The organism is Luteimonas saliphila (assembly GCF_016774335.1).
Lineage (GTDB): Bacteria > Pseudomonadota > Gammaproteobacteria > Xanthomonadales > Xanthomonadaceae > Luteimonas > Luteimonas saliphila.
In genome coordinates, this window is record NZ_JAETWA010000037.1 from 55,410 (window position 1) to 67,905 (window position 12,496).

At 71.2% G+C, this 12,496-nt stretch carries 13 protein-coding genes; 7 read left to right on the plus strand and 6 right to left on the minus strand.

The annotated features are described in order from the left end of the window. Nucleotides 1-24: 24 nt before the first annotated feature. The 4 genes from JMO03_RS10550 to JMO03_RS10565 all read left to right on the plus strand — a co-directional run bounded on the left by JMO03_RS10550 (nt 25) and on the right by JMO03_RS10565 (nt 4,923). Entirely contained in the window at nt 25-1,257 is a 1,233-nt protein-coding gene (locus JMO03_RS10550; RefSeq protein ID WP_202843144.1) for an efflux RND transporter periplasmic adaptor subunit, read from the plus strand. A gap of 202 nt (nt 1,258-1,459) precedes the next feature. Beyond that, entirely contained in the window at nt 1,460-2,152 is a 693-nt protein-coding gene (locus JMO03_RS10555; RefSeq protein WP_202843146.1) for an ABC transporter ATP-binding protein, read from the plus strand. Nucleotides 2,153-2,330: 178 nt separating this feature from the next. Beyond that, nucleotides 2,331-3,497: an ABC transporter permease gene (locus tag JMO03_RS10560; RefSeq protein ID WP_202843148.1), complete on the plus strand. Its 1,167-nt coding sequence runs from the start codon at nt 2,331-2,333 to the stop codon at nt 3,495-3,497. A 109-nt stretch (nt 3,498-3,606) separates the two neighbouring features. Next, nucleotides 3,607-4,923 carry an ABC transporter permease gene (locus JMO03_RS10565; protein WP_202843150.1) on the plus strand — a complete coding sequence of 439 codons (1,317 nt, stop codon included), beginning with the start codon at nt 3,607-3,609 and terminating at the stop codon, nt 4,921-4,923. Between the two features lie 85 nt (nt 4,924-5,008). On the opposite strand, the gene JMO03_RS21370 is transcribed toward JMO03_RS10565, so the two are convergent. Together JMO03_RS21370 and dapA are read right to left on the minus strand one after the other, a co-directional pair. Then, the gene (locus JMO03_RS21370) at nt 5,009-5,137 is read right to left on the minus strand and encodes a hypothetical protein (protein ID WP_273544247.1); all 129 of its coding nucleotides are present in this window, start codon (nt 5,135-5,137) and stop codon (nt 5,009-5,011) included. 368 nt (nt 5,138-5,505) lie between these two features. Next, nucleotides 5,506-6,408: a 4-hydroxy-tetrahydrodipicolinate synthase gene (dapA, locus tag JMO03_RS10570; protein ID WP_202843152.1), complete on the minus strand. Its 903-nt coding sequence runs from the start codon at nt 6,406-6,408 to the stop codon at nt 5,506-5,508. Nucleotides 6,409-6,566: 158 nt separating this feature from the next. Between dapA and JMO03_RS10575 the strand changes: the two genes are divergently transcribed. Next, nucleotides 6,567-7,661: an alpha/beta fold hydrolase gene (locus tag JMO03_RS10575; RefSeq protein ID WP_202843154.1), complete on the plus strand. Its 1,095-nt coding sequence runs from the start codon at nt 6,567-6,569 to the stop codon at nt 7,659-7,661. Between the two features lie 398 nt (nt 7,662-8,059). Here the strand turns inward: JMO03_RS10575 and rarD are convergent, their stop codons facing one another. From rarD to JMO03_RS10595, 4 genes are all read right to left on the minus strand, one after another. Further along, entirely contained in the window at nt 8,060-8,971 is a 912-nt protein-coding gene (gene rarD, locus JMO03_RS10580; RefSeq protein WP_337926399.1) for an EamA family transporter RarD, read from the minus strand. Next, a complete protein-coding gene (gene yedA / locus JMO03_RS10585) occupies nt 8,968-9,900 on the minus strand; it encodes a drug/metabolite exporter YedA (RefSeq protein ID WP_202843156.1) in 933 nt (310 codons plus the stop codon). The genes rarD and yedA overlap by 4 nt, the downstream gene beginning before the upstream one ends. A 225-nt stretch (nt 9,901-10,125) precedes the next feature. Continuing rightward, on the minus strand, nt 10,126-10,503 hold the full coding sequence (locus JMO03_RS10590) for an MmcQ/YjbR family DNA-binding protein (RefSeq protein WP_202843157.1): 378 nt from the start codon (nt 10,501-10,503) through the stop codon (nt 10,126-10,128). Between the two features lie 12 nt (nt 10,504-10,515). Continuing rightward, a complete protein-coding gene (locus JMO03_RS10595; RefSeq protein ID WP_425491825.1) occupies nt 10,516-11,034 on the minus strand; it encodes an adenine phosphoribosyltransferase in 519 nt (172 codons plus the stop codon). A gap of 99 nt (nt 11,035-11,133) precedes the next feature. On the opposite strand from JMO03_RS10595, the gene JMO03_RS10600 reads away from it, so the two are divergent. After that, a complete protein-coding gene (locus JMO03_RS10600) occupies nt 11,134-11,556 on the plus strand; it encodes a DUF4920 domain-containing protein (RefSeq protein WP_202843158.1) in 423 nt (140 codons plus the stop codon). 178 nt (nt 11,557-11,734) lie between these two features. Further along, nucleotides 11,735-12,475, plus strand: a complete 741-nt coding sequence (locus JMO03_RS10605; protein WP_337926400.1) for a lytic transglycosylase domain-containing protein — start codon at nt 11,735-11,737, stop codon at nt 12,473-12,475. The last annotated feature ends 21 nt before the right edge of the window (nt 12,476-12,496 follow it).

Genomic DNA, 12,496 nt, shown 5'->3' on the forward strand with positions numbered 1-12,496 from the left:
TGCGAATCCACGTCCTGTCCTTCGATGAACACCAACGCCGACCTGCTCAATCAACTCCGGATCGACCGCTCCGCCGGCCCGCCGCCCTCGCGCAAGGGTCTGTGGATCGCGCTCGCGGCGATCGTCCTGCTCGTGCTGCTGGCGCTGGCCGGCTGGTGGCTGTTCGCCCGCGACAAGGCGGTGCCGGTGGAGACCGCGACCGCGGTGTCGCTGGCGGCCGGCACCGCGTCGGCCTCGGTACTGGACGCCTCCGGCTACGTGGTCGCGCGGCGCATGGCCACGGTCTCGTCGAAGATCACCGGCCGCGTGCGCGAAGTGCTGATCGAGGAGGGCATGGAAGTCGAAGAAGGGCAGGTGATGGCGCGGCTGGACCCGATCGACGCCGACGCGCAGCGTTCGCTGAGCGCCGCGCAGCTGTCGGCCGCGCGCAGCCAGGCCGCCAGCGTCTCGGCGCGGCTCAAGGAGGCGGAGGCCACCGCCGCGCGGCTGTCGCGGCTGGTCGGCGAGCAGCTGGTGTCGAAGGCGCAACACGACCAGGCCATCGCCCAGCGCGACGCGCTGCGCGCCGAACTGGTGACCGCGCAGCGCAATGCGCAGGTCGCCGCAGACAGCCTGCACATCTCCGACCTGGGCGTCGACAACACCGTGGTGCGCGCGCCGTTCGCCGGCGTGGTGATCGCCAAGGCCGCCCAGCCCGGCGAGATCGTCTCGCCGCTGTCGGCCGGCGGCGGCTTCACCCGTACCGGCATCGGCACCATCGTCGACATGGACTCGCTCGAGGTCGAGGTCGACGTCGGCGAGGCCTACATCGGCCGGGTGCAGCCGAAGATGCCGGTGCAGGCCACGCTCAACGCCTATCCGGACTGGAAGATCCCGGCCGAGGTCATCGCCATCATCCCCACCGCCGACCGCGGCAAGGCCACGGTCAAGGTGCGCGTGGCCCTGCTCGAGAAGGACGTCCGGATCGTGCCGGACATGGGCGTGACCGTGAGCTTCCTGGAGAAGGCGCCCGAGGCTGGCGGCGAGCCGCGGCGCGGCGTGCGCGTGCCGGCGACGGCGATCGTGCAGCGTGATGGTGGCGAGGCGGTGTTCGTCGTCGGCGACGGCAGCGTGGTCGAAGTGCGTGGCGTGCAGGCCGGCGCCATGATCGGCGAGGCGCGCGAGGTGCTGTCGGGCCTCGCGCCCGGCGAGACCGTCGTGGTCGAGCCGCCGACGGGTCTGGCGGAGGGCGCGACGGTGTCCACCGGCGCGAAATGAATCCGGCATCGTCCCTGCCATCTCGAGCGCAGCGAGAGGTCTGCTGTGGGCTTGGGAAGAAAGATTTCTCCCTTCGGTCGAAATGACAAGCTTTTTTGCTCCTGCAGGATGTTCGAAGTGACAAACAGGCGCGATGCTGCGAATCACTCCATCGCATGAACCTCCGGGACATTCCCGGCCACGACACCACACGAGGCAAGCCATGGCATCCCTGGTATCGATCCGCAACCTGACCAAGACCTACCAGCGCGGCCCGGAGAAGGTGGAGGTGCTGCACGGCATCGACCTGGACATCGAGAAGGGCGACTTCGTCGCGCTGATGGGCCCGTCCGGCTCCGGCAAGACCACCCTGCTCAACCTCATCGGCGGGCTCGACTCGCCGACCTCCGGCAGCATCGAGGTCGACGGCCAGCGCATCGACCAGCTCGGTGGCGGCAAGCTCTCGCACTGGCGCAGCCAGAACGTTGGCTACGTGTTCCAGTTCTACAACCTCATGCCCGCGCTGACCGCGCAGAAGAACGTCGAGCTGCCGCTGCTGCTGACCAAGCTCGGCGGCGCGCAGCGCAAGCGCAACGCGCAGATCGCGCTGCAGCTGGTCGGGTTGTCCGACCGCGTCAGCCACAAGCCCACCGAGCTGTCCGGCGGCCAGCAGCAGCGCGTCGCGATCGCGCGCGCGATCGTCTCCGACCCGACCCTGCTGATCTGCGACGAGCCCACGGGCGACCTCGACCGCCAGTCGGCTGAGGACATCCTCGGCCTGCTGCAGGTGCTCAACCGCGAGCACGGCAAGACCATCGTGATGGTCACCCACGACCCGAAGGCGGCCGAGTACGCCAGCCATACCCTGCACCTGGACAAGGGTTCCCTGGTCGAACGCCAGGCGCACGCGGCATGAATGCCCGCCACGCCGTGGATCGCGGTCGTGCCTCCGGTCCTGGTGCCGTGGATCCGGTGCGCTCCGCGGTTTCCTGCCATCCCGAGCGAAGCGAGGGATCCCGTTCCTCCATCCCGCCGTCAGCCAGAGGCAGACCACTGGCTGCGCTCGGGACGACATGTGCAGAGGTGGCTGCGCGATGAAGTACTTTCACCTGATCTGGGCGGCGCTGTTCCGGCGCAAGACCCGTACCTTCCTGACGCTGGCCTCGATCCTGGCGGCGTTCCTGCTGTTCGGCATGCTCGACGGCATCCGCACCACGTTCGCCCAGCTCGGGCGCAGCGCCGACGGCGCGCAGCGGCTGCAGACCACCTCGCGGCTGTCGATCGTCGAGAGCCTGCCGATCTCGCTGGAATCGCGCATCCGCCAGGTCGACAACATCCAGGAGGTGACCTGGGCCAACTGGTTCGGCGGCGCCTACCAGAACCCGCGCAACCAGCTGTTCACCTTCGCGGTGGCGTCGAACTACCTCGACCTGTATCCCGAGGTCGACGTGGACCCCGCGCAGCTCGAGGCCTGGAAGCGCACCCGCGACGGCATCCTCGTCGGCCAGCAGATGATGACCCGCTTCGGCTGGAAGGTCGGGGAGCGGATCCCGCTGCAGTCGACCATCTTCCCCAACAGCGACGGCACCCTGAACTGGTCGTTCGAGATCGTCGGCGTGCTGCGGGCGAAGGAGGGCAGGAGCGCCGGCTTCACCGAAGCGCTGATCCTGATGCACTACGACTATTTCGAGGAAGCCACGCCCTACGTGGACGACACCGTCGGCTGGTACATCAGCCGCGTGTCCGACGTGAACCGCAGCGACGCGGCGGCGAAGGCGATCGACGCGCTGTCGGCGAACTCGCCGCACGAGACCAAGACCATGAACGAGCAGGCGGCGATGGCCGCGCAGCTCAACCAGATGGCCGACATCGGCCTGATCGTGGGTTCGATCATGGGCGCGGTGTTCTTCACCCTGCTGCTGCTGACCGGCAACACCATGGCCCAGGCGGTGCGCGAGCGCACCTCCGAGCTCGCGGTGCTCAAGACCATCGGCTTCACCAGCGCCAGCGTGCTGGGGATGGTGCTGGCCGAGTCGGTGCTGCTGGTGGTGATCGGCGGCGTGCTCGGCCTGGGCCTGGCGGCGGTGCTGGGGCCGGCGGTGACCGCCGGCAGCAACGGCGCGATCAGCCTGCCTGCGATCGGCTGGCAGAGCTGGGCGCTGGGGCTGGGACTGATGGTGGCGATCGGGCTGCTGGTCGGGGCGCTGCCGGCGATGCGCGCGATGCGGCTGAACATCGTCGATGCGCTGGCCGGCCGCTGATGGCCGACGCTGATCGCCTGCGCGCCGACGCCGCGCGATCGCCGCGAACGGCCGGCGCGCCGCGCGGTGCCGGACGGCCGGACGTGATGGAACTCATGAGGGAATGCAGATGACCGCTTTGAAGAAGGTACTTCGTGGCTTCGGCCTGTTCCTGCTGCTGGCCGTCTTCCTCGCCGCCTGGATCGCGCTGCCGTGGCAGGCGCTGATCGGGATCGCGGTGCTGTTCGCGCTGTGGATGGCGTTCACCCGCAGCGGCCGTCAGGCGGCCTCGGTCACGCGCGTGGGCGTGGGCACCCTCCGGCAGCGCCTGGGCGCCTCGTCGGTGGTGGTGATCGGCATCGCCGGCGTGGTCGGGGTGCTGGTCGCGCTGCTGGCGATGGCGGAAGGCTACCGGCACACGGTCAGCAGCAGTGGCAGCGACGACACCGCGATCGTGCTGCGCGGCGGCTCGTCGGCGGAGCTGATGTCGGTGGTCTCGCGCGACGCGATCACCGCGATCGAGCGCGCGCCGGAGGTGGCCCGCGACGCCGAAGGCCGGCCGCTCGCCTCGGCCGAACTGGTGGTGTCTGCGAACGTGGTGCGCCGCGACGGCGAGGACGGCAGCGTCACCCTGCGCGGCGTCGGCGACATGGCCTGGGCGGTGCGGCCGGACCTGAAGCTGGTCGACGGACGCCGGTTCGAGACCGGCCGCCGCGAACTCGTCGTCGGCAAGGGCGCGCAGCGCCAGTTCGTCGGCCTCGATCCGGGCAAGGAGGTCCGCCTGGGCAGCCAGGTCTGGACCGTGGTGGGCGTGTTCGAATCCGGCGATGCGATGGAGTCCGAAATGTGGGCCGACGCCGAGGTGGTGTCCTCGACCTTCAACCGCGGCAGCAGCCGCGCCTCGGTGTTCGCCAAGCTGACCGATGCCGGCGCGTTCAACGCGTTCAAGGCCACGCTCGCGGCCGACCCGCGGCTGCAGGTGGAGGCCGATACCACCGCGGACTACTTCGCCTCCCAGTCCGAAGCGCTGACCAAGGTGCTGCGCATCATCGGCATCGTGGTCGGCTCGATCATGGCGATCGGCGCGGTATTCGGCGCGCTCAACACCATGTTCGCCACGGTCGCCTCGCGCGCGCGGGAGATCGCGACGCTGCGCGCGATCGGATTCCGCGGCATGCCGGTGGTGGTGGCGGTGATGCTCGAGACCATGCTGCTGGCGCTGCTCGGCGGCCTGCTCGGCGGGGTACTGGCCTGGCTGGTGTTCAACGGCTACACCGCCTCGACCCTGGCCGGCGGCGTGGCCAGCCTGAGCTTCGAGTTCCGGGTGTCGCCGGAGCTGCTGTGGCAGGGATTGAAGTGGGCGCTGGCGATCGGCTTCGTCGGCGGCCTGTTCCCGGCGCTGCGCGCCGCGACCCTGCCGGTGACCGACGCGCTGCGGGCGATGTAGGACATCGTGCGTCCTCCCCGCGCTGCGGGGCAGGGCGCCGGAGCGCCCCGCTTTCCCTTCCGCCGCTCGCGGGGCATTGCGCCCTTCACGGGTGGAAGGTGCCGAAGGCGGATGGGGCGCAGACGAAGACCGGCGTGAAACCGATGCCGGTCAGCGCCGGCAACCGCACCTGGCGCGAGTCGGCGCGCGCCGCAGGCGCGGTCGATCCGCCCATGGCCGGCGCCAGCCTCGCCACCGCCCCGAAGCCGAGGCCACCGCACGAAACTGGGACGTCATCCCGAGCGCCGCGAGGGATCTTGCTTCCGCAGTTGCGGTGCGCGGATCCCTCGCTACGCTCGGGATGACAGCGTTTGGAGCGGTGCCGACCTGGCTGCGCTTCAGTCCCCCAGCGACCCCCTCGCGCAGCACGCTTCCACTTTGCGCCGGTTCACCGCGTCGAGTCGAGAACCTCCGGTCATGTCATCCCGCCGGCCATGTCATCCCGAGCGCAGCGAGGGATCTGCGCCCCGCGGCGGCAGAAAGAAGATCCCTCGCTGCGCTCGGGATGACAGCGGGTGGGTGACGGGGGCGCCCCGTGGCGCTTCAGTCCCCGAGCAACCCCGCCTCGCGCAGCGCCGCTTCCACCTTCGGCTGGTGCGACGCGTCGAGCTCGGTCAACGGCAGGCGCAACCTGCCACCGCACAGGCCCAGGCGCGCCATCGCCCACTTCACCGGGATCGGGTTGGCCTCGACGAACAGCTGCCTGTGCACCGGCAGCAACCGCATCTGGATGGCCATCGCGCCCGCCACGTCGCCGGCGAGTGCGGCCACGCACAGTTCGTGCATCAGGCGCGGTGCGACATTGGCGGTGACGCTGATGTTGCCGTGGCCGCCGCACAGCATCAGCGCGACGGCGGTGGCATCGTCGCCCGAGTACACGGCGAAGCCCGCGGGCGCCTCGCGGATCAGCCACTGCGCGCGCTCGAGGTTGCCGGTGGCTTCCTTGATGCCGACGATGCCCGGCACCTGCGCCAGCCGCAGTGCGGTCTCGTGCTGCAGGTCGGCGGCCGAGCGGCCCGGCACGTTGTAGAGCACCACCGGCAGCTCGCCGGTCGCCTCGGCGATCGCGCGGAAGTGGCGGTACAGGCCTTCCTGCCCGGGCTTGTTGTAGTAGGGCACGACCTGCAGCTGGCTGTCGGCGCCGACCTTGCGCGCGAACTGCGCCAGCGCGATCGCCTCGGCGGTCGAATTGCCGCCGCAGCCGGCCATTACCGGCACGCGGCCGGCGGCCTGCTCGACCGCGACCCGGATGATCTCGCAGTGTTCCTCGACATCGACCGTGGGCGATTCGCCGGTGGTGCCGACCACGCCGATGCAGTCGGTGCCCTGTTCGACGTGCCAGTCGACCAGCTTGCGCAACGTGGCGTAGTCGACGCTGCCGTCTTCGTGCATGGGCGTGGCGAGCGCGACGATGCTGCCGCGCAGGAGGGGGTCGCTGGAGGTCATGGCGTGGGCCGGGCGTGCGAAAGGAGACGGAGCACGCGATTCTAATGCTGAACAGCGCGCACGCTGTCATCGGATTGTCATGCGAACGCGGTAGAGGGCCGCGCCCGCGACCCCTAACCTCTGCAACCTTTTCCGCGAAACCCCCGGGACCGCCGACGATGCGACGCGCGCTGCCGCTGCTGTGTGCCTGCCTGCTGCTGGCCGGCTTCGCCTGGCCCGATGGCGGCGACGCGCTGGGCCGGCGCCTGGTCGCGCCAGGCGGCGTGTCGCCGCTGCTGCCGGGCGCGCGCATCGAGCAGGCGATCGCGCGGCTGCCGCATCGCGAAGGGCGTGTCGCGACCGCGGCCGGCGTCGAACTGTTCTGGCGTGCGTTCGATCCGGGCGCGTACCGGCTCGACTACGCCTATCGCCCGGACGGCAGCGAGCGCGGGCGCATGGATTTCAGTCTCGATTTCGCCGTGCCCACGGCCACGCCGGTCGCGCCGCGCGGCACCGTGCTGCTGCTGCATGGCTGGATGATGGACGGCGGTTCGCTGCTGCCGTGGTCGCTGCAGCTGGCGCAGGCCGGCTACCGCACCATCAGTCTCGACCTGCGCAACCACGGCCGCTCCGGCGCCGCGCCGTCGGGCTACGGCCTGCGCGAGGCGCGCGACGTCGCCGACGCGGTGGCGGCGCTGCGCGAGCGCGGGGAGATCGTCGGCCCGCTGCACGTGATGGGCGTGTCCTACGGCGCGGCCACCGCGATCTTCAGCGCGCGCGAGCTGGGGCTGCAGGTGGAGAACGTGGTCGCGATCGAATCGTTCGACAACGCCGGGCGCGCGATCCGCGACATGGTGCCGCACCTGCTGCACAAGGCGCCGGAAAGCCTGATGCAGCAGTTCACCCATCGCTGGTTGCGCTGGCAGCTGGACGATGCCGCGCTCGAGCGCGCGATCGCGGCCGCGAGCGACACACTGGAGCTGCCGCTCGACCGGATCGACGTGGGCACGGCGCTGGCGCAGGTGCCTGGCTGCGTGCTGCTGCTGCACGGCCGCGAGGACGCGCACGTGCCGGTGGCGCATGGCCGTGCGCTTGCCGCCGCGGCGCCGCGCGCCCGCTACATCGAAGTACCCGGCGAGGACCACATCAGCCTGCCGATGCGCCTCGACCTGCTGGCGCCTACCGTCATCGACTGGCTCGACAACGCCTCGCCGACCCGCAACTGCCCCTCGCCCCTGGCCCTCGCCGACCCCGCGAATCAGCGCAACGCGTAGCCCCGACCAGCGTAGCCCGGAGAAGCGTAGCCCGGATAAGCGCAGCGCATCCGGGACCCCACGCATCCTTGCAGCACAACCTCCACTGCACGCGTCCAGCGCCGTTCCCGCATTGCGCCGCGGCTCCCGCTCCCGCGATCCCCGGATGCGCTTCGCTTATCCGGGCTACGGCCGGTGCGCCACTGCCTGCCACCGTGCGACACCGCCAGCCCGACCCAGACGATCGCTCATGCGATCGCACGCCCTGCGCCGAAGAAGAACGCCCCAGCGCGTAGCCCGGATGCGCTTCGCTTATCCGGGCTACGGCCGGGCGTCACCACGCGCTTCCAAGGGCGTCTTCGCGCTGCGCTGCGGCACCGGCGTCTCCGCGATCCCCGGATGCGCTGCGCTTATCCGGGCTACGCCTGTTGGGCCACCACCCGCCGCCGCGCGGCGAGCACGCCGTCGATCGCGAACACCGCCAGCCCGGTCCAGATGATGGCGAAGCCGATCGCGCGGTCGCGGCCGAAGGCCTCGCCGAAGAAGAGCACCCCCAGCAGCAACTGCAGCGTCGGCCCGATGTACTGCAGCAGGCCGACCACGCTCAGCGGCACGCGTCGAACCGCATAGGCGAAGAAGATCAGCGGGATCGCGGTCAGCGCGCCGCCCAGCACCAGCAGCAGGTCGATCCAGCCGCCCCAGCGCAACGACACGAAGCCGCCCTCGCCTGCGAACTCGAACCAGGCCAGCAATGCCAGCGCGGGGAAGAACATGAACATGTTCTCCACGCCGAGCCCGCGCACTGCCTCGACCGCGGCGAACTTGCGGATCAGTCCGTAGAGCCCGAACGAGCCGGCCAGGCACAAGGCGATCCACGGGAAGCTCCCGTAGTGGAACGTCAGCCACAGCACGCCGCATGCCGCCAGCGCCACGGCCACCCATTGCGCCGGCGACAGCCGCTCGCGCAGGAACAGCACGCCCATCACCACATTGAGCAGGGGGTTGATGAAGTAGCCCAGGCTGGCCTCGACCACGTGCCCGGCGTTGACCGCCCATACGTACAGGCCCCAGTTGACCGCGATCAGGGTGCCCGACAGCGCCAGCATCGCCACCAGCCGCGGCTGCGCGAGCACCGTGCGATACCAGCCGCGGCCCTCTCGCAGGGCGAGCCAGGCGGCGACCAGCACCGCGCACCACACCGCGCGGTGCAGCACGATCTGCAGCGACGGCACCGCCTTGAGCAGGTGCCAGTACAGCGGCATTAGCCCCCAGATGACGAACGCGCCGACCGCGATCCACAGGCCGCGGCGGTCGAGGCCAGGCGGGGTCACGCGTCCGCTTCCGCGACGGCGACCGGCGTGGGCTTCTTCGCCTTGGCCAGCGTGATCGCGACCACGCCCGACAGCACCACCGCCATCGCGCCGAGGTCGCGCGCGCCGAACGTCTCTCCCGCCAGCCAGATGCCGAGCAGCACCGCGATCACGGGGTTGACGTAGGCGTAGCTGCTCGCCAGCGCCGGCCGCACGTGCTGCAGCAGCCAGATGTAGGCGCTGAAGCCCACCAGCGACCCGAAGCTGGCCAGGTAGCCGACCGCCCACAGGCCGCGGGCGCTCGGCCAGCCGTCGAAGCGCTCGCCGATCGCAAGCCCCGCCACCAGCATCGCCGCACCCCCGCACAACATCTGCGCGGCGGCCGACATGAAGGGCGACGGCAGGTCGCGGCCGCGGCTCCAGATCGAACCGTAGGCCCAGGCCACCGCGGCCACCAGCAGGGCGACCAGGCCGACCGGGGTCGCCGTCAGGCTGCTGCCGGCATTGAGCCAGGCCACGCCGACGAAGCCCACGCCAAGGCCGATCCATTCCACCCGCCTTGGATGCTCGCCGCGCAGCACCGCGAACAGCGCCATCCACAACGGCACCGAGGCCACCGCGACCGCGGCCATGCCCGAGGACACCGTCTGCTCGGCCACGCACACCAGGCCGTTGCCGACGCCGAGCAGCAACATGCCCACGAACGCGGCATTGCGCCATTGCGCGGGGGTGGGCAGGGCCATGCCGCGCCAGCGCAGCACCGCCAGCAGCACCAGGCCGCAGGCGAGGAAGCGCACGCCGCCCATCAGCAGCGGCGGCCAGCCGCCTTCGAGCGCGAAACGGATGGCGAGATAGGTCGAACCCCAGATCAGGTACACCGACGCCAGCGCGAGGGCGATGGCGAGCGTGGACGCGGACGCTGGGCCGACCGATGCAGGCGAGGGACGCATCGGACACCGTGGGGCAGGGGCGCGCGGACACGGACGGTGCGTCGCGCGGAATGGCCGACATTCTACGGCGCGTCGTCGTTCCCGGGCTGGAACACCGCGGTCCCACGCATGCCGGTTCCGTAGGAGCGCCTTCAGGCGCGACCCGGGCTTCGGGGCATCACGCGTCGGTCGCGGCTGAAGCCGCTCCTACAGGGGTATGGCGGGCATGGGTGCGTAGGAGCGCCTTCAGGCGCGACCGGGCGCCGGCCGGTCGAGGTCCGGCGGCCTTCGCGACTTCGGCAGCTTCGCCACCGCGCTGCGCCAGGACCCGTCGACCAGTGCCCGCAGCTCGCCGGCGGGCATCGTGCGCACGTCCACGATCGTGAGCCAGCCGAAGCGCGCCAGCCAGCGTGCCGGCTGGATCCCCGGCTGGTCGGTGAGTTCGAGGAAGCGTTCCGCGGGCGCCTTCAGGCTGAACCGCCAGCGTTGCGGCGCGCTGGTCTTGAAGTGGGCGAAGCGCTTGCCGGCGACCGTATAGACGAGGATGTTCGCGGGCGGTCCGTGCAGCCGCGCCTCCGCACCGGGCAGGCCCGCGCAGTAGCGCTTGAGCGCGGCGACGTCCATCGTGCCGCGCGCCTACAACACCCGAGCCGCGCGCAGCGGCACCGGGTCGTCCCAGCGCTGGCGTCCGCGCAGGAACGCCAGTTCGACCAGCACGTCCGCACCGACCACCTCGGCGCCCTGGCGGCGCAGCAGCGCGGTGGCCGCGCGCAGGGTGCCGCCGGTGGCCAGCACGTCGTCGACCACCAGCACCCGCGCGCCCGGCGGCAGGGCGTCGACATGGACCTCGAGCCGGTCGCTGCCGTACTCCAGCGCGTAGTCCAGAGCCAGCGTCCGACCCGGCAGCTTGCCGGGCTTGCGCACCGGCACGAAGCCGCAGCCGAGCGCATGCGCCAGCGCCGCGCCGAGGATGAAGCCGCGCGATTCGATCCCGGCGACCGCGTCCGGCGGCGCGTCGCGCCAGGGCGCCGCCATCGCAGCGACCGCAGCGGCGAACGCGTCGGCATCGGCGAGCACCGGGGCGATGTCCTTGAACACGATGCCCGGTTTCGGGAAGTCGGGGACGTCGCGGACCAGGCGGAACCAGTCGGACACGGGCACGATCCTGAAGCGGGGCAGGCGGCCATCCTATCGCCCCTGCCCGCGGCCCGGCCTTCGCGCTATCGTGGCCGCCCGATTCCAAGGAGCGCCGCCATGCGCCTGCTGCCGATCCTGGTCCTGAGCGTCTGCGCCGCCGTCGCGCATGCTGGCGGCACACCGCACGGCAAGCCCCTGCCCGCAGGCGAGACCGTGCCGGTGTCGCAGGCGATCGCCGAGTTCGACGCCCACGCCGGCGCGCCGAAGCGCTTCAGCGGCCGCATCACCGAAGTCTGCCGGGCCAAGGGCTGCTGGATGATGCTCGAGGACGACGGCCGCAGCGCACGGGTGATGTTCGGCAAGCACGACTTCTACATCCCGAAGGACACCACCGGCAGCGCGGTGGTGCACGGCGTGCTGACGCGCAAGGAACTCACCCCCGAACAGGTGGAGCACCTCAGCGGCGACAGCGGCAAGGGCATCGCCGCCGAGCCGGTGGAATACCGCATCACCGCCGACGGCGTCGAAATCGCGTCCTGACGTCGGCGCGGCGCGCCTGCCGCGCGAAGCCCGTGCCATGGACCACGCATCCCCGCTCGCTTTCCAGCGCCAGGTGCCTGCGCATCGCCCTGCTCCCGCTTGCGGGGGAAGGGCGGGGACGGCGGCGTGTCCGCGGCCAACAAGCTCCAGCGGCACCATCGCGCTGCTCGCCGTCGTCGTGTTCGCCACCGCAGCGCCCGACGCCGATGCCCGCACCGTCTACCGCTGCGTGCGCGACGGCACCGTCAGCCTGTCCACCGCGCCCGAGCCGGGATCGAAGTGCGAGGCGAAGGAACTCGACGACAACGCCGTGCAGACGCCGAACCTGTGGGGATCGATGGGCGTGTTCAGTGGCACCCTGTACGAGCGCGAGCAGGACGGCACCCTCGTCTACGGCACGCGCAACCTGCCGGGTTCGCGCCCGTACCTGCGCTTCACCGCGACCACGCCGCCGGGTGAGCCGGCGCATGAAGGACTCGGCCAGGTCGGCGCGCCGCGGCTGGACCGGTTCCCGGGCGAGTTCCGCACCGCGGCCAAGGCGACCGGGGTCGAAGACGCATGGCTGCGCGCGATCGCGCATGCCGAAAGCGACTTCGACGCGGGGGCGCTCTCGCCCAAGGGCGCGCAGGGCGTGATGCAGCTGATGCCCGACGTGGTCTCCGACTACGGGGTGGAGGATCCGTTCGACGCGCGGCAGTCGATCCGCGCCGGCGCCCGCCACCTGCGCGCGCTGCTGCGGCGCTACGACGACGACCGCACGCTGGCGCTGGCTGCCTACAACGCCGGCATCGGCACGGTGCAGCGCTACGGCGGCGTGCCGCCCTACGCCGAGACGCAAGCGTACATCGCCAAGGTGCAGGCGCTGCATGCGCGCTATCGCGAGGCGATGGGCTTCCGGGTGGAGCGGCCGGCACAGTAGGAAAACCGGGGTCAGAGTCGA

Bases quoted from the DNA above. Each gene is read 5' to 3' on its own strand.
- JMO03_RS10565 (WP_202843150.1), top strand. From the start codon at position 3,607: ATGACCGCTTTGAAGAAGGTACTTCGTGGCTTCGGCCTGTTCCTGCTG.
- dapA (WP_202843152.1), bottom strand. From the start codon at position 6,408: ATGACCTCCAGCGACCCCCTCCTGCGCGGCAGCATCGTCGCGCTCGCC.
- yedA (WP_202843156.1), bottom strand. From the start codon at position 9,900: ATGCGTCCCTCGCCTGCATCGGTCGGCCCAGCGTCCGCGTCCACGCTC.
- JMO03_RS10555 (WP_202843146.1), top strand. From the start codon at position 1,460: ATGGCATCCCTGGTATCGATCCGCAACCTGACCAAGACCTACCAGCGC.
- JMO03_RS10600 (WP_202843158.1), top strand. From the start codon at position 11,134: ATGCGCCTGCTGCCGATCCTGGTCCTGAGCGTCTGCGCCGCCGTCGCG.
- JMO03_RS10550 (WP_202843144.1), top strand. From the start codon at position 25: ATGAACACCAACGCCGACCTGCTCAATCAACTCCGGATCGACCGCTCC.
- JMO03_RS10560 (WP_202843148.1), top strand. From the start codon at position 2,331: ATGAAGTACTTTCACCTGATCTGGGCGGCGCTGTTCCGGCGCAAGACC.
- JMO03_RS21370 (WP_273544247.1), bottom strand. From the start codon at position 5,137: ATGGGCGGATCGACCGCGCCTGCGGCGCGCGCCGACTCGCGCCAGGTG.
- JMO03_RS10590 (WP_202843157.1), bottom strand. From the start codon at position 10,503: ATGGACGTCGCCGCGCTCAAGCGCTACTGCGCGGGCCTGCCCGGTGCG.
- JMO03_RS10575 (WP_202843154.1), top strand. From the start codon at position 6,567: ATGCGACGCGCGCTGCCGCTGCTGTGTGCCTGCCTGCTGCTGGCCGGC.